Source organism: Pseudoalteromonas sp. GB43, assembly GCF_054923805.1.
The window spans coordinates 1,806,936-1,821,639 of record NZ_JBPCHJ010000001.1; the positions used below are offsets into that span (position 1 = coordinate 1,806,936).

The 14,704-nt window shown below is 42.2% G+C and carries 16 protein-coding genes, 2 tRNA genes and 1 pseudogene; 14 read left to right on the forward strand and 5 right to left on the reverse strand.

The window, feature by feature from the left end; genetic code table 11:
* Positions 1-60: 60 nt before the first annotated feature.
* Entirely contained in the window at positions 61-1,503 is a 1,443-nt protein-coding gene (locus ACRWSG_RS08695; RefSeq protein WP_462166084.1) for an aminotransferase-like domain-containing protein, read from the reverse strand.
* 101 nt (positions 1,504-1,604) lie between these two features.
* Here ACRWSG_RS08695 and ACRWSG_RS08700 point away from each other — a divergent pair, with 101 nt between their 5' ends.
* Complete coding sequence (locus ACRWSG_RS08700; RefSeq protein WP_194442845.1) at positions 1,605-2,534, forward strand: DMT family transporter; 930 nt, start codon at positions 1,605-1,607, stop codon at positions 2,532-2,534.
* 54 nt (positions 2,535-2,588) lie between these two features.
* Here the strand turns inward: ACRWSG_RS08700 and ACRWSG_RS08705 are convergent, their stop codons facing one another.
* Positions 2,589-3,437: a diacylglycerol/lipid kinase family protein gene (locus ACRWSG_RS08705; RefSeq protein ID WP_194442844.1), complete on the reverse strand. Its 849-nt coding sequence runs from the start codon at positions 3,435-3,437 to the stop codon at positions 2,589-2,591.
* 324 nt (positions 3,438-3,761) lie between these two features.
* Between ACRWSG_RS08705 and ACRWSG_RS08710 the strand changes: the two genes are divergently transcribed.
* The 5 genes from ACRWSG_RS08710 to ACRWSG_RS08730 all read left to right on the forward strand — a co-directional run bounded on the left by ACRWSG_RS08710 (position 3,762) and on the right by ACRWSG_RS08730 (position 5,812).
* Complete coding sequence (locus ACRWSG_RS08710) at positions 3,762-3,902, forward strand: hypothetical protein (protein ID WP_194442843.1); 141 nt, start codon at positions 3,762-3,764, stop codon at positions 3,900-3,902.
* Between the two features lie 227 nt (positions 3,903-4,129).
* Positions 4,130-4,220, forward strand: a tRNA-Ser gene (locus tag ACRWSG_RS08715).
* Positions 4,221-4,273: 53 nt separating this feature from the next.
* A tRNA-Ser gene (locus tag ACRWSG_RS08720) sits at positions 4,274-4,366 on the forward strand.
* Between the two features lie 108 nt (positions 4,367-4,474).
* Entirely contained in the window at positions 4,475-4,975 is a 501-nt protein-coding gene (locus ACRWSG_RS08725; RefSeq protein ID WP_194442842.1) for a DUF4124 domain-containing protein, read from the forward strand.
* A gap of 69 nt (positions 4,976-5,044) precedes the next feature.
* A complete protein-coding gene (locus ACRWSG_RS08730; RefSeq protein ID WP_054554617.1) occupies positions 5,045-5,812 on the forward strand; it encodes an MBL fold metallo-hydrolase in 768 nt (255 codons plus the stop codon).
* Here ACRWSG_RS08730 and ACRWSG_RS08735 read toward each other — a convergent pair.
* Both ACRWSG_RS08735 and ACRWSG_RS08740 read right to left on the reverse strand, forming a co-directional pair.
* Positions 5,781-6,941, reverse strand: a complete 1,161-nt coding sequence (locus ACRWSG_RS08735) for an aminotransferase class V-fold PLP-dependent enzyme (RefSeq protein ID WP_462166085.1) — start codon at positions 6,939-6,941, stop codon at positions 5,781-5,783. The genes ACRWSG_RS08730 and ACRWSG_RS08735 overlap by 32 nt on opposite strands.
* Positions 6,941-8,110, reverse strand: coding sequence for a PrnB family protein (locus ACRWSG_RS08740; RefSeq protein ID WP_194442840.1), 1,170 nt, complete (start codon positions 8,108-8,110; stop codon positions 6,941-6,943). Before ACRWSG_RS08740 ends, ACRWSG_RS08735 begins: the two co-directional genes overlap by 1 nt.
* A gap of 113 nt (positions 8,111-8,223) precedes the next feature.
* On the opposite strand from ACRWSG_RS08740, the gene ACRWSG_RS08745 reads away from it, so the two are divergent.
* The 4 genes from ACRWSG_RS08745 to ACRWSG_RS08760 all read left to right on the forward strand — a co-directional run bounded on the left by ACRWSG_RS08745 (position 8,224) and on the right by ACRWSG_RS08760 (position 11,256).
* On the forward strand, positions 8,224-8,685 hold the full coding sequence (locus ACRWSG_RS08745; RefSeq protein ID WP_054554614.1) for an Lrp/AsnC family transcriptional regulator: 462 nt from the start codon (positions 8,224-8,226) through the stop codon (positions 8,683-8,685).
* Between the two features lie 68 nt (positions 8,686-8,753).
* A complete protein-coding gene (locus tag ACRWSG_RS08750; protein ID WP_462166086.1) occupies positions 8,754-9,473 on the forward strand; it encodes an alpha/beta hydrolase in 720 nt (239 codons plus the stop codon).
* Positions 9,425-10,120, forward strand: coding sequence for a hypothetical protein (locus tag ACRWSG_RS08755; RefSeq protein WP_462166087.1), 696 nt, complete (start codon positions 9,425-9,427; stop codon positions 10,118-10,120). The genes ACRWSG_RS08750 and ACRWSG_RS08755 overlap by 49 nt, the downstream gene beginning before the upstream one ends.
* Complete coding sequence (locus tag ACRWSG_RS08760) at positions 10,117-11,256, forward strand: GNAT family N-acetyltransferase (protein ID WP_194442838.1); 1,140 nt, start codon at positions 10,117-10,119, stop codon at positions 11,254-11,256. The genes ACRWSG_RS08755 and ACRWSG_RS08760 overlap by 4 nt, the downstream gene beginning before the upstream one ends.
* Here ACRWSG_RS08760 and ACRWSG_RS08765 read toward each other — a convergent pair.
* Complete coding sequence (locus tag ACRWSG_RS08765) at positions 11,233-11,823, reverse strand: DUF938 domain-containing protein (protein ID WP_462166088.1); 591 nt, start codon at positions 11,821-11,823, stop codon at positions 11,233-11,235. The two genes, ACRWSG_RS08760 and ACRWSG_RS08765, sit on opposite strands and share 24 nt — an antisense overlap.
* 183 nt (positions 11,824-12,006) lie before the next feature.
* Here ACRWSG_RS08765 and ACRWSG_RS08770 point away from each other — a divergent pair, with 183 nt between their 5' ends.
* The 4 genes and pseudogenes from ACRWSG_RS08770 (at position 12,007) to ACRWSG_RS08785 (ending at position 14,691) form a co-directional block, all read left to right on the forward strand.
* On the forward strand, positions 12,007-12,201 hold the full coding sequence (locus tag ACRWSG_RS08770) for a hypothetical protein (protein WP_054554610.1): 195 nt from the start codon (positions 12,007-12,009) through the stop codon (positions 12,199-12,201).
* 145 nt (positions 12,202-12,346) lie between these two features.
* The gene (locus ACRWSG_RS08775) at positions 12,347-12,673 is read left to right on the forward strand and encodes a hypothetical protein (protein WP_058585360.1); all 327 of its coding nucleotides are present in this window, start codon (positions 12,347-12,349) and stop codon (positions 12,671-12,673) included.
* 8 nt (positions 12,674-12,681) lie between these two features.
* Positions 12,682-14,057, forward strand: a pseudogene (locus ACRWSG_RS08780) (class II fumarate hydratase).
* Positions 14,058-14,205: 148 nt separating this feature from the next.
* Complete coding sequence (locus tag ACRWSG_RS08785) at positions 14,206-14,691, forward strand: hypothetical protein (protein WP_054554607.1); 486 nt, start codon at positions 14,206-14,208, stop codon at positions 14,689-14,691.
* The last annotated feature ends 13 nt before the right edge of the window (positions 14,692-14,704 follow it).

A 14,704-nucleotide genomic window follows, 5' to 3' on the forward strand; every position in this document is an offset into this window, starting at 1 on the left:
AATTAACATCCCTGAACCAAAACAATTGGTCCTTTCGCGCAGAGCTTGCTCTGCGCTTTTTTATTTTTTGGCCAGCACAGTCAATTGCGATAACGTTTTAATCGCCTGCTCTAAGTTTTCAGACCAAGGCAAGCCATAACTTAAACGAAAACAGCTACGGTACTTTTTACCCGCTGAGAATATCAACCCCGGAGTAATACTGATCCCCGCCTCTAGTGCCAGATGAAATAACTTTACCGCATCATATTGGCTACCAAGGTCAACCCAGATAACACAGCCCCCTTGCGGGTTACTTATACGCGCACAACTTGGCATATATTGCTGCAGGCACCAAATCATACGTTCTTTATTGGTACATAAGCGCTGTCTAAGCAAACGAATGTTACGGTCGTACTCACCGCTAGCTATAAACTCATACAAGGTCCACTGGTTTATAAGTGGCGCAGAGCAACTAAGCGCGCGTTTGTGTCGCCTTGCTTGTTCTGCAAACTTACCGGCAATGATCCAACCAATGCGGTAACTAGGTGCGGCTGTTTTTGAAAACGACGCGCAGGTGATCACTAAGCCCTTTTTTGAATAAGCTTGTGCAGGCGTGGCGCGCTTAGCTGTAAAATGTAAGTCGCCATAAACATCATCCTCAATAAGCACCACGTCACGCTGCTCTAAAAGTGCCACTAATTGCTCACGCTTGGCATCAGGCATAAAACTGCCAACTGGGTTATTTAATGAGGTTGAAAACACACAGGCTTTTATATCATGCTCATCGAGTGCTTGAGCCAAATCATCTAGCCATATTCCTTCATCGGGGCACAGCGGTATTTCCAGAGCCTTTAAGCCTAAGCTTTCAATTAATTCGATAATGCCAAAATAACAAGGCGACTCGATAGCAATAACATCACCGGGTTTAGCCACACATTTAAGGGCAATCGCCAACGCCTCTTGAGCACCATTGGTGATCACTAATTCATCGCTATCAACCCCAATACCAAAGTCCAGATAGCGATGAATGAGCTGTTTTTTAAGTGGTGCAAAGCCATCCATCGGTCCGTAATTAATTGCCGATGCGCCAGCTAATGTCATGACTCGGCGCATTGTTCGTGCCAGCGCTTTATCTGTCGGTGCAGCAGCCACAGGGTTGGCGATACCAAATGGCACCACATTAGCTTTGTGGATAGCGCTGTAGACTTGCTCAATCAAGCCTTGCTTATTGACTGTGGTAGGCTCTCGACTGAGCCTAACTCGCTTTGGTCGAGACTGATTTAACTGTGATGACTTTAAAAAGTACCCTGACTTTTCTCTGGCTTCGATCAGCCCTTGCCCTTCAAGTAATTGATACGCTTGCTTTACAGTAGGAATACTGATGTTGAGCTTGTCTGCCATTTTTCTGAGCGAAGGTAATTTTTCACCCGGTAATAACGAACCTTGCACGCAAAGATCTCTAACTAGCTGAATAACTTGTTGATATAAGAACTCACTGTTACTACGACTGATAACTTGTGACATAGCCCACCAAACTGTATAGGTTGCATTTCTAGTTTTCTGTATATGTTAAGTATACAGAAGAGGATTAAAATGAACATACTTTCAATTTTTGGGTACTAACTATGAAAAGCGCCGCTCTCTACCTTGCTACAGTACTGATCTGGGGATCGACTTGGCTAGCTATTGAGTTTCAACTGGGTGATGTTGCTGTTGAGGTCTCTTTATTTTATCGCTTTGCCATTGCAGCCATTTTAATGTGGGCCTTTGTGCTGGTAAAAAAACTCCCTATGCAATATTCACTGCGCGATCACGGATTTTTTGCATTATTGGCTTTATTTAACTTTGGTTTAAATTATTTAGTGCTGTATTGGGCGCAGAACTATCTCACCTCAGCAATGGCCTCAATTGCCTTTTCGATGTTGCTATTAATGAACATTATTAACACCCGCTTGTTCTTCGCAAAACCAATTGCGAAACGAATTTACTTTGGTGCTTTACTCGGTGTAATGGGTATTGCCAGCTTGTTTTGGCCACAAATTCAGCAATTCGACTTGAGTAATGGTGCGTTGGTCGGGTTACTACTTGCGCTGTCTGGGACCTTTGTGGCTTCATTGGGGAATATGGTCAGTGTTCGAAACTCTCAGTGTAATATTGGCGTACTTCAAGGCAATGCCTGGGGTATGTTGTACAGCGCTTTAGGGCTAGCAGCTTATGTTTTAGTAAGCGACGTTGAGCTGACATTGAATGCCCCAACCAGCTATTGGGTATCGCTCTTCTATTTAGCAGTATTTGGTACCGTAATCGCATTTGCTTGTTACTTCGCGCTACTTAAAAATATCGGTCCTGAGCGAGCAAGCTATGTAATCGTATTATTCCCACTGGTTGCAGTGGTCTTAAGTACCTTATTTGAAGGATTTGAATGGCAAGCAAATACCTTTATGGGTTTTAGCCTAGTGTTATTCGGTAATGCTATCGTGCTGACTCCAACTCGACAAATTAAAGCATTTTTTGCTGCACGTAATCTGCAGCAAAAAAGCTCCGTCCCCAGTTAGAAGTGACTATGTCGCCTCTAACACCAAGCGCTGGCAAATTTTGCCGGCGCTTTTTTATGGCACATGAAAACGAAGTGCTTGTTTGTGAATCTTAACTTTAGCCGGAGTAAAGCCAACGAGCTCACCATCGGCTTCTATAGCCAGTCCTTTCGTGGTGATATCGGCAGTCGTTAAACAGGTATATTCCAGCGCGTGCAAACTATGATGCTTTACGATCAGTAAATACAAAAAGCTGATCAGGTTTTTCAATAAACCGCCAGCTGGCATGCAGTAGCAATCAAGCTGACCATCATTTAACTTTGCCCGAGGGGCAATCTTTAAGCCACCACCAAAATAATGATGATTAGCAAAAATCGTCGCTAAATTACTGTAGTTGAGTGCTTTACCATTAAACTCCCCCTTAAGTGAGCGTGCCCGAAATGAAAATAGCTGTTTGATGCCCTGCCAAGTGTAGCCAAACGAGCTAAAACTTCCGGCTTTATTTAGTTGCGTCACGACTTCAGCGTCAAACCCTATTCCCGCCACATTAATAAAATAGCGCTGATTGATTTGTCCAACATCGATTAATTCTGTACGGCTATTAAAAACAGCCTCATACCAAGCCTGTTTTTTACACGCAAAGCCACGCGCAAAATCATTTCCTGTGCCTGCTGGAATTAACGCGATAGAACAGCGACTCGACATTAATGCATTAACGGCTAAATGCAGCGTCCCATCACCACCAATCACCACAACTTGACTCTGGTTTTTAGCCAAATGCGCAATATCAGCGCAATCATTCTCAAACTTGCCTGTGGTTAAATACAATTCAGGCTCAATCTGTCTTTTTTTACATTCTTTTAGTAGCCAATCAACACTGTTTTTATGATTTTTTTTGTCACTTGGCTTTATTATTATCAACATCAACGGTTACTTCTTTTCTTGCATGGCAAAAACACCACGCTCGTTCAAATTATATTAATCTGAATAATTAGTCACTTTCTCACTCTAAAAACGCATAAATAAAAACACCAAAAGCTAAAAACCTTTATTTACTTATACTTCAACGCAAACACAATTGCATAAGCATGCAGCGCAATGTGTATTTAAAAACTTAACCCCATGTTAATAAAAGACTTTCGGATTAGAAAAAGTTATCCGACAGACTCAATTTTTATCGTTTTATTTTTGTTCAGTTTGATTGCAAAATACTCACGTTTTCAACCAAACACAACCCGGAGCAAAGTAATGAACCCAATTAATACATTAAACCAAAACGCTGCAAATCATGTTGCCGTAAAACCAACAAACCGCAAAGCAAAAATGTTGGCAAAACTAAATCGCTACGGCAAAAAGTTAGCTCTTGGCGGCGCAGTACAACACAAGTAATCCCCAACCATGGTTACTTTATCGGTGCAGTAAACACCCAACCACTAACGAAGATCCTTCTTTAGCTCCTCCGTTTACTGCTCCAACCCCTTTCTTTTAAGTTAAAAACAGCAATTAATTAAACCTTTTTACAAAAAACTCCCTCTTTACGCTCAAAAAACAAGCAAACAAACTTTTTCCTATTTACACAGCCGATTCAGCTAAGTATTATTCTCGCATCACGATGTGGAGAGATGGCAGAGTGGTCGAATGCACCGGTCTTGAAAACCGGCAGGGGTTTGTAGCCCCTCTAGGGTTCAAATCCCTATCTCTCCACCACTTATTTTTATTTGTTGATTTATTTCAGCAAATTACAATCAGAATTATGCGCTGGAGAGGTGGCCGAGTGGCCGAAGGCGCTCCCCTGCTAAGGGAGTATAGGGTTTGTAGCTCTATCGAGGGTTCGAATCCCTCCTTCTCCACCATTTTATTATTAAAAACCGCTTTTAAGCGGTTTTTTTATGTCCGAAAACTTGCACTCCTCATTATATTTCATGCATGCTAAGTATCTATTTGCTACACAAAGTGATGCTATGTTTCGTTTTGCATTTTTTACGCTTGCTCTATTTGCCAGCACCAACAGTCAAGCCACTATTTATAAGTGCATGATTGACGGGGTTGCCACCTTTACAGAGCAGCCTTGTGGTAAAGATGCAGCAATAGTAAAAATTGCACCACCACCCGCAAGTAACCAACCCCCAGCCAGAGAGCAGCCGCCAAATCCACAAAAACCTGCAGACTTAAGTGTTGAAGATTATTTAAAAATTCAAAAAGCCGATCGCGAAATAGACCGCCTTCAGTTAGAGATTAAAGAACTACAAAAACAACAGAGTGAGCGCATTGGTAAACTCAATAATATGACACAAGATGCCGCAAACAGGTTAGGCGCAGCGTCTATTGATGATGCTATTAGCAAACAAAGCGAACGTATTAATGCTTATTATAAAAGCCAAATCGCCCCCCTCGAAAAACAGGTAGCACAGCTAGAAGAAACCAAAAAACAGCTCAAAGAGCGAGGCACGCAATCCAATTAGTCTAGCTTACCAAAACTGGTCAGACATGATATAACAACATTTGCTGATTAAGTTTAGGGATCAATCGTTTTGCAAATTCATACGCTCGAAGGTTATATCCAAAATATCTATTTGGTTGAATACCCAGATAAATTGATGCTACTTGATGGTTGTTGCCGTGCTGATGTTGATACTGTATTTGACTATATTACCGAACAACTCAAGCGCCCCATCACAGACTTAAAACTAATAGTAGTCACCCATATGCACCCAGATCATGCCGGTGGAGCGCATGCATTAAGAAAGTTAAGCGGTGGAAAAATAGCGACGTCGAACGCCCCTGGGCAATGGTATAGAGGCATTGATGGTTTCTTAATGCATTTAACCGATATTGCTTTGGCTTGGTGGGTCGCCGGTAGGTTAAATAAAAAACGCCATAATCTTTGGTACAGCCGCCATTTAGATGCTGACTATTACCTTGCCACTGATGCAACCCTACCCGGCTTTGACGATTGGCAAGCACTGCATAGCCCAGGTCATACCGACCGAGATATTAGTCTGTATCATATTCCTAGCGAGCGAATTTACATTGCTGATTTATTAGTAAAAGTAAAAGGGCAGCTTGTGCCACCCTTTCCTGTTTTTTACCCAAAGCTGTATTTAAACTCTTTGTTGATGCTAAAAGCGCTGCAACCAAAACGAATTATGTTTGCCCACAGTAACGAAGTTAGTATTGATGACATCGACTTTGAGCAAATTTTAGCGCTGGTCCCCGAAAAACCAATGACGCACTGGCGTTCTGTCAAAGCAAAGGCTCGACAAGCTCTTAACGTAATACCAACTCGCAATAACACTTAATTAAGCGTTTTGTTATAAGGTCCCTTTTCACAGTTGTGATAAAAGTATCTATATCCTGCTGATCATTATAAATATGAGCAGAGACTCTTAAGCCTAAGTGACGTTCATCAACTGCAATATTCGCTGCAATAAGCGCAGCTTTTACAGCCGCTTGTTGCTCACCAAAATGCATAATGGCTGTTCCAGAACATTTGTCATCCTGTATTGGTGAACGCATATAATCAGCTAATTGATCATGAAACTGCGCGAGCATTGCTAAGTTATGAGCGCGAACTTTCTCAATACCAAGATCAGCAAAGTAATTAATACTATGCGAAGCCAAAATATAAGGTGCAACTGAAGGGGTACCGCCCCAAAAGCGCAACGCGGTTTGATGATAAGCAAAGTGCTTAATATCAAACTCAAACGGATTTTGATGAGAAAACCAGCCAACATCTTGTGGCTGACAAAGTGATAGCTGCTTGCGGTTAACCCATAAATAAGCAGCACCCGGTCCACCACATAGCCATTTGACACTCGAGCCCAACATAAAATCGGCATCAAGCTTAGTTAAGTCGACCTCTAAAATGCCCGCAGACTGTGCAACATCAAGTAAGCTCAATGCGTTGTGTTGTTTCGCGATATTTATAATTTCGTGAATAGGCGCTTGCTGACCCGTGTTTGAATAAACATGGCTAATAAAGACTAAATCAATATCATTTTTCGCTAAATATGACTGCCAAACCTGCGCATCGGTTAAGTCTTCATGCTTACCAATAAACACGATTTCAGCACTTTCAGGTAGGGCTTTTTGCATCGCAAAACCCATGCTTGGAAAGTCACTTTCTGCCATCAACACTTTGCAATTTTCTTGTTGCAGTCGCGGGTGCGACATCAACAGCTTGGTTAAACCACTCGATAAGTTAACTTGTGGGCAAAATAGCTCACTGTGCGAGTTAAATAATTTAGCGAGACTACTCGTAAACGCCTCAACACCTTGCAGCCACTGTTGCCATGGCTCTTTATTTTCATTTTGCCAAGCGGCAAAAAACTGCTGATGAAAATGCTGCTCAGCAGATTTTAATGGTCGCCCCACAGAATGGTTAAGCAAATAGCTGCCTTGTGGAATTACAAAATCGTTTTTGTTCATTAATTAATCCACTGTTTTAACTTAGTTAAGTCATCGAAACGGGTGCGAATATCATCCCGCTTTGCTGCCGCACGGCGATCACGCAGCTGCTCTAGTGAGTTTAGTAACACATGCAAAGGCGGCCCACTGGCTGTGACTTTATCCATATGTTGTTGCTGCATTTGCTGTGAAGGCTGCGCAATGTATTTACTGACCAATTGATTATGGTGGCCAATGGCAGTATCACCATGCAGTTTACACACTTGAATGAACAGCTTTAAGTTAGTTTGTAACCATTCGCTATCACGCTCAGTTTCTGCAGCTAAGAAGTCATCCATAATACTTGTCATACGCATGCTTTCACGCAGGATCTGCTGATCTTCAGGCATCATATACAAGAATTTATCCACCAGCATTTGCGAGTAACTAGGTTCATTAGCAAAGCAAAGACCAAGTAATAAATCGATGACATTAATGCCCGCAAAATCACCGGCATTCGCACCTCGATATACCTCTTTACCTACTCGATACGGCTTGTAATACGGACGTACACAATAGAAAAAGCGGTCTGTGTCGAGCTTGTTGTATAGCGTATTGTTCGACTCAATCACATCAAGCAGCGCTTGTTTTGCTACTGTGAGTAAATCAGCCGTGATAGGGTGCGATATCCCTAATGGCTGAATTTTTAATAAAGCATCTGCCGCTCGCTTATACGCTAAAATGCCCTTAGTGTTGTAATCGACAAAGATTTTCTCATCTTCAAGGTCAGTAAAGCGCTTATACAAACCATCAACCGCTTTATTGTGGGTGGTTAAATGCGCCGTTGCAAAACGCGGGGTTACACCAATAGATGCACCAATGTGCATTGCCAACGCAGAGGCTTCAACAAGCGGTGAACTTGTTTCACGAGAAGGCTCAGTGATTTCATGTCGACGGCATGCCGCCATATACAAACCAACATTACCTAATAAATCGAAGGCGTTATCAAAGCCTTCATCGGTATTGCCCTCAGCCAGTAAAGCACGAATATGCTCATTACCTTCTTGCTCTAATTGACGTTTAAGGTGCTCACCGACACCCTCTACATTCGCTTTATCGTCTTGTTGCCAATATAGTTTTTCTAATTCGCTGTTGATCTCAACAAAACGGGTGCGAAGCCAGCTATCAAATGCCTTGGTGTTCTCAGTCACAGGCTCACTCCAAAATAATTATATTGCGATAATGTTAACAGAGTTCAATGAGTGCTAATCGCCAAAATATAGACTAGAATCCATCTAGATTAGTGAAAATCACTCAAATAAAAATGAAATTAGATAAAAAAGACCAACAATTACTTAATGCTTTACAAGATAATGCGAGAACTTCTGTCTCGGAGCTGGCCCAGTCTGTTAGCCTGTCAGATACCCCTTGCCTTCGCCGCATTAAAAAGCTCGAATCAGCAAATGTGATCAGTGGTTACCATGCTGCCATCAATCCTAAAGCCGTTGATTTAAATGTGTCTGTTTATGCCTTTGTGCGCTTAAACCAAAACTCTGTTGCCGCTGCTGAGCAATTTGAACAGCAGGTTGAGAAGCTAGAACATGTGCTTGAGTGTTCTGTTATTTCAGGCAGTTATGATTACCTGCTGAAGATCGTTGCCGCAGATTTAGAAAGCTATGAAAGCTTTGTGAAACATAAATTAGGTAGTATTGATTGTATTGCTAACATCGAATCGACAGTGGTCTTAAAACAAGCGTTCACTAAGCGTCATTTACCGCTTGCTTGACGCACCTTGCTTGCAAATAAAACATAACTCGATAAGCTAAAAACAGGCTTTAAAAGGATGTTTAAAATATGAAATTCATCAACTTAGTTGCTATCTCTTGGGCCATCAGTGGTCTATTTAGCAGCTCATTAATGGCACAGCAACAAACCTGCCTTACTCAGCTTGAAGACCAAGAACTGATGATGAAAAGTAAGCGCGAAGGGCTGTTTAGAGAGCCATTACCACGCAGCCATAGCACCTTTAGCTATAATATCGAGCAAGCATTTAGTGACTATTTAACCGCTGCGTACCTGCAAATTAGTAGCGAAAATCCGCGTGCTAATTTGCCATGCCCTGTTTACACAGACACCTATCAGCAACTTGTTGCACAAGACGCTCGACCAGCTAACGCAACTGTTGCTGATTTAATAAGCCCATTTGAACTTAAACAGGCCGATAGCCGTAAAGCGGTGCTCTTGATCCACGGTTTAACCGACTCACCCTTTACCTATCACGACCTTGCACAAGTGTATTATCAACAAGGTTATACGGTACGCACAATTTTACTCCCTGGGCATGGTACCGCTCCTGCAGCACTTAGAGACATCGATGCCGATGATTGGCAAAAGGCTAGCGTGTATGCCATTGAGCGCGCATTAAAAGACTTTGATCAGGTGATATTAGGGGGCTACTCAACCGGTGCTGCACTGGTTATTGATTACTTAACTCAATACCAGTCGATAATAAAATTACGGCTGCTATGTTGTTTTCACCCGCAAGCGAGCCACACAATAAAAACGGTTGGCTAGCGAAATGGGTCGATGCGATTCCATTTGTGAATTGGATTGATAAAGACGCGGACCTTGATTTTGCCAAGTATGAGTCGTTTCCATTTAGTGCAGCCTCAGCTAGTCACGAAGCAATGAGCCGTATTAGCCTTGATGAGCTACGTCATCGCCACCTCCCTAATGTAGCGATATTTAGCACCTTTAGTGATGTTGACACCACAATAGATAACCAAGCGACCTTTAAGATTTTAACTAAGCTGCACGACCCAAAAACGCGCAAGAATAACCAGCTTGATCGGCTTGTATACTATGGTGATGACAATAACATCCCAGCTAGCTTTCCAGCTGATTACCAAATAATTCGTGATGACTGCGACACCGATGACTGTAAAAAAATCAAAGGAATGTCACATATTGGTATTGTTAATAAACCCAGCAACCCTTACTACGGTCGCACAGCATTGTATCGCAATTGCGGAAGCTACTTAGATGACGACACGCTTTATACAGCCTGCAAATACCAAAAAGACGTTGTGATGGGTGAACGCACAGCCGAAAATTTACAAGCGCACAAACCCTTTGCACGACTCACGTTTAACCCTTATTTCGATAAGCTTGCTATGCATATCAACGATTTTATCAAAGATATTGAATCGGCTGCACAATGAGTGAGTTTAGCCACCGCTGGTTTAATCAAATAAGCGAGATTGATGCCGCTCTATGGCAGTCATTTTTTTATGATACGCCCTTTACCGATCACGCTTTTTTGGCGGCTTTAGAACAAGCAGGCTGTGTGAGTGAAGAGTCGGGCTGGCAACCTATGCACCTAGCAATTTACCAGCAAGAACAGGTTATAGCCTTACTACCCGGGTATCTAAAATACCACTCTTATGGTGAATATGTATTTGACTGGGCTTGGGCTGAAGCCTATCAACAACATGGCTTAGAGTATTACCCCAAATGGCTGTGTGGCGTTCCCTTCACACCTATTGCAGGGCAACGAATTAGTATAAATCACAATAAGCCCGCTGAAGTCTATGCGTATATTCAGCACATACTCACAGCAACGGCAGCGCAATTAGACTGGTCAGGTTGGCATATAAATTTTTGCCACCAGCAACAAGCGACTGCATTAACTAGCGACACCGTAATGCAACGTCATGGCGTGCAGTTTCAGTGGTTTAATGAAGGCTATAATGACTTTGAGGACTTTTTAGCTTCACTCACCGCAAGAAAGCGTAAATCGCTCAAAAAAGAACGCGCAAAAATAACTGAACAACAGATAACCGTAGAATGGCTCGAGGGTGCTGACATCAGCAAACAGCACATGCAGCAATTTAGTCATTTTTACCGCCAAACCTATTTGAAGCGTTCAGGCCACAATGGTTATTTGAATACCGCCTTTTTTGAGCTATTACAGCAAAGCATGGCCGACAAACTAGTGTTAATGTTCGCTAAGTATCAAGGAGAAGTGATTGCCGCCACACTCAGTTTTAAAGATCAGAATTGTTTATATGGTCGATACTGGGGAACGAACTATGAGCTTGATAGTTTGCACTTTGAGCTTTGCTATTACCAAGGCATTGAATACTGCATTACCAACAAACTTAAGCAGTTCCATTCTGGCGCGCAAGGTGAGCATAAAATAAGTCGCGGTTTTAAGCCCGTAAATACCTATTCATTGCATCATATTCAACACACTGAGTTTGCAGCTGCCATTAGTGATTTTATTACTAGAGAACGCCAACATATGGCGCTCTATAAAGCCCAATGCGAAAGCTTACTGCCTTTTAAACAGCAATAATTGGTTATTCGCTGGCATTTGCACATCTTCAACAAAGGTTAAGCCAGCTTGCTCTGCAAGTTGGCAAATCGCTTCAAAATCACGGATTGCACTATGTGCATCTTGCTGTTTTAAAAACGCATCGAATTCAGCATTACTGGCACTGGTAAACTTACCTTGGTACTTAAATGGTCCATAAATACACAGTTTACCTTTTGGCGCTAAGTGCTTTGCTACACCTTGGAAAAAGCGCTCCACCAGTGACCAGCTAATAATGTGCATTGTATTCGCAGTGAAAATGGCATTCACTGTTTCAACCGACCAAGGATCATTAAGGTCGAGTGTGAGTGGCGCATGCAAGTTAGTTAAATCAGCTTCTTGATGCCATTGTAAAATCCCCGGGTGATTAACCTCGCGATCACTACAATGCCACTGCAAATGTGCTAAATGCGTTGCAAAATGCACACTATGCTGCCCAGTACCTGAGCCGACTTCTAATACATCCGTCACATCAGAAAAGAACGCATCTAATACGTTTAAAATAGGTAATTTGTTGTTTTCACAGGCTTGAGAGAAGGGTTTATCCATACAAATTAGTGCACCATGTTTGGTAATTAGTGCACAACAGTAAAGCAAAAATAAATAATAAAGTCGCGGTGAATTTATTAATTAAAAATATAAAACCATTATTTTCAACTAGTTAAATTTATTGATCAATATTGGTACAGCTTATGCTATTTCTTAAGTGAATTAATCAATAGGAGCAATATTATGTATATCTCACCCTACACCGCTGTAGATGCAGCACTTGCAGCCAGCGAACGAGCTGAAAGCGAAAAAGCCGCCTTAACAAGTTGTGACGACAGAGCAACCGTGATCGATCTTCTTTCTCAATGTAACAAAGAAAATGTACAGGCGCCGAAAAAACATGAAACAGACCAGATTTTTATTCTCGGCTACAATTAATCACACACAGTTAATCCATTCAGTCTTAGCTTCATTATATAAGACTTGCACTAAAACCGATTAACTGTAATGATAACAATTATCATTACAGTTAATCGGTTTTTCTATGCACTCTCACAATGCTATGCTCCATTATCAGCGGCAAATGAAATGTGTTTGCCAAAGACCTGGGTTACATGCCCCTGCGCTTGTTGCTAACTATGTTGAAGCGGGTTTAAACATTGCACGCTATTACGAAAAGCATCACAACTTTATTTTGCAAGAGCTGTATCTAAGACGCACCTTTCATGAACTACTTGAAAAGATGTGTGATTCATTAGTGCATAATGCAATTCGTAAACAATGTTTGGCTCAGCTTTATAAACCGCAACTTGCGCTAAAGCGTTACTACAAAACTCATAACTGTATTGAAAAGTATTTCAGTTTGGAGCGAGAAGCGTGCCTTCTCAGCCAAGAATTTAACCCGATTTAGGAGTGTTTATGAGCCAATTTAGAACCGAATCAGATAGCATGGGTGAGCTACAAGTCCCTGCCAATGCGTTGTATCAAGCTCAAACGCAACGCGCTATCAACAATTTTCAAATTAGTGGCTTAGCCATGCCTAAGCAATTTATCACCGCCCTCGCCTACATTAAGCAAGCTGCCGCTCAAAGTAATGCTGCTTTAGGCCATTTGAGCCAAGGTAAAGCCAAAGCCATTGAGCAAGCATGCCAAGAGGTCATTGACGGTAAACATTTTTCAGAGTTTCCTGTTGATGTATTTCAGACAGGCTCTGGCACTAGCTCAAATATGAATGCCAATGAAGTCATTGCAACGCTGGCGAGCCAATTTGCAGGCGAAACCATTCACCCCAACGATGATGTGAACATGGGACAAAGCTCAAATGATGTGATCCCAACTGCGATTGCTGTAAGTAGCGCTATTAACATCATTTATGAGCTGTTTCCTAAACTCGATAAACTCAGTCAAAGCCTACAAAACAAACAAGCCGAAGTGGTCATATTGTTAAAACCGGTCGCACTCATTTAATGGATGCAATGCCTGTGAGTTTTGCACAAACACTGGCTGCATGGCAGTTACAAGTGGATCATGCAATGACTGGTATTCGCCAAGCACTCGAGCGAGTTTGTGAACTTGCACAAGGTGGCACAGCGGTTGGTACTGGTATTAATGCCGATCCAGCGTTTGCTGGTGAGTTTTGCCAACACTTGAGTGAGAATGTAGGTATTCGCTTTAGCCCAAGTAAAAACTTCTTTTATAACATCGGTTCACAAGATGTCATTGTTGCGCTGTCAGGTCAGCTAAAGGTACTTGCTGTAGCACAAATGAAAATAGCCAATGACTTGCGCTGGATGAACTCAGGCCCACTTGCAGGTCTTGGTGAAATTGAACTTGAAGCTCTACAGCCAGGTTCATCAATTATGCCGGGTAAAGTAAACCCTGTGATCCCTGAAGCTGCCGCTATGGTCAGCGCACAAGTAATAGGCAATGACGCTACCATTACAGTGGCTGGTCAAGCCGGTAACTTTGAGCTCAATGTAATGCTGCCTGTGATTGCCTTAAACATTTTGCAAAGTATCGAACTGTTGGCAAATAGTAGTGAAGCACTAGCAGATAAAGCGATTGCCAGCTTTAAAGTAAACCAAAGCAATGTTGATAAAGCGCTCGCTAAAAACCCAATTCTAGTTACCGCGCTTAATCCGGTGATCGGCTATAGCAAAGCAGCAAAAATTGCCAAATTAGCTTATCAAGAAGGTCGCCCTATTATTGATGTTGCTGCAGAGCATACGGATATTTCGCGCGAAGAACTGAGCGAGTTACTGAACCCCGCCAAACTAACCCAAGGTGGTTTGTAATACCCGCTTATTGTAAAGTGGTATAAACTTTTATCTTTTTGTAGCTCTGTGAATACAGAGCTACTTACTGAAAGCAAACGTTTTTATTGCTCCGCTTTGAGCAATGTGTATGATAGTGAGTACTTATTCAACGATTTTTAGGTATGTTATGCGCTATCCACTATTGGCAATTTTATTTCCTGTGTTATTAACTGCGTGCTCGGACGCTGCAACTAATGAGCAAGCCGAATCAACGGCAACCAGCAATAAACTTGTCGAGGCACCAAAAGCCGTTGAAATAAAAAACGCTGAGGAAGTGACCAAAGCAGCCCCAGATAAAGCCACTATTAGCTCTGCCCATGAGCAACTTAAACAATTAATCGATGATCCAAGCTGTGACAACAGCAGCCAATGTAAAGTATTACCTGTAGGTAGTCGTGCTTGTGGCGGCCCAAGTAGCTTCATTGTTTATTCAACCAAAACAGCTGACACTGCTGAGGTTGAAAAACTTGCAAAAGATATCACCGCCCTTGAAAAGCAATTTAACGCAGCAAACGACATGATGAGTATTTGTCAGCATCTAACCGCACCGGGTGCGCAGTGTTCTGAGAATACTTGTGTTAGAATCGAAGGCTCAGCGGCAAGTGTATACTAAGGAATAAGCAATA

What these genes read in the sequence shown, in the direction of transcription:
- ACRWSG_RS08775 (WP_058585360.1), top strand. Translation starts at nt 12,347, where the DNA reads ATGAAATGTGTTTGCCAAAGACCTGGGTTACATGCCCCTGCGCTTGTT.
- ACRWSG_RS08750 (WP_462166086.1), top strand. Translation starts at nt 8,754, where the DNA reads ATGAAATTCATCAACTTAGTTGCTATCTCTTGGGCCATCAGTGGTCTA.
- ACRWSG_RS08695 (WP_462166084.1), bottom strand. Translation starts at nt 1,503, where the DNA reads ATGTCACAAGTTATCAGTCGTAGTAACAGTGAGTTCTTATATCAACAA.
- ACRWSG_RS08755 (WP_462166087.1), top strand. Translation starts at nt 9,425, where the DNA reads ATGTTGTTTTCACCCGCAAGCGAGCCACACAATAAAAACGGTTGGCTA.
- ACRWSG_RS08745 (WP_054554614.1), top strand. Translation starts at nt 8,224, where the DNA reads ATGAAATTAGATAAAAAAGACCAACAATTACTTAATGCTTTACAAGAT.
- ACRWSG_RS08735 (WP_462166085.1), bottom strand. Translation starts at nt 6,941, where the DNA reads ATGAACAAAAACGATTTTGTAATTCCACAAGGCAGCTATTTGCTTAAC.
- ACRWSG_RS08705 (WP_194442844.1), bottom strand. Translation starts at nt 3,437, where the DNA reads ATGTTGATAATAATAAAGCCAAGTGACAAAAAAAATCATAAAAACAGT.
- ACRWSG_RS08770 (WP_054554610.1), top strand. Translation starts at nt 12,007, where the DNA reads ATGTATATCTCACCCTACACCGCTGTAGATGCAGCACTTGCAGCCAGC.
- ACRWSG_RS08725 (WP_194442842.1), top strand. Translation starts at nt 4,475, where the DNA reads ATGTTTCGTTTTGCATTTTTTACGCTTGCTCTATTTGCCAGCACCAAC.
- ACRWSG_RS08765 (WP_462166088.1), bottom strand. Translation starts at nt 11,823, where the DNA reads ATGGATAAACCCTTCTCTCAAGCCTGTGAAAACAACAAATTACCTATT.
- ACRWSG_RS08760 (WP_194442838.1), top strand. Translation starts at nt 10,117, where the DNA reads ATGAGTGAGTTTAGCCACCGCTGGTTTAATCAAATAAGCGAGATTGAT.
- ACRWSG_RS08710 (WP_194442843.1), top strand. Translation starts at nt 3,762, where the DNA reads ATGAACCCAATTAATACATTAAACCAAAACGCTGCAAATCATGTTGCC.
- ACRWSG_RS08785 (WP_054554607.1), top strand. Translation starts at nt 14,206, where the DNA reads ATGCGCTATCCACTATTGGCAATTTTATTTCCTGTGTTATTAACTGCG.
- ACRWSG_RS08700 (WP_194442845.1), top strand. Translation starts at nt 1,605, where the DNA reads ATGAAAAGCGCCGCTCTCTACCTTGCTACAGTACTGATCTGGGGATCG.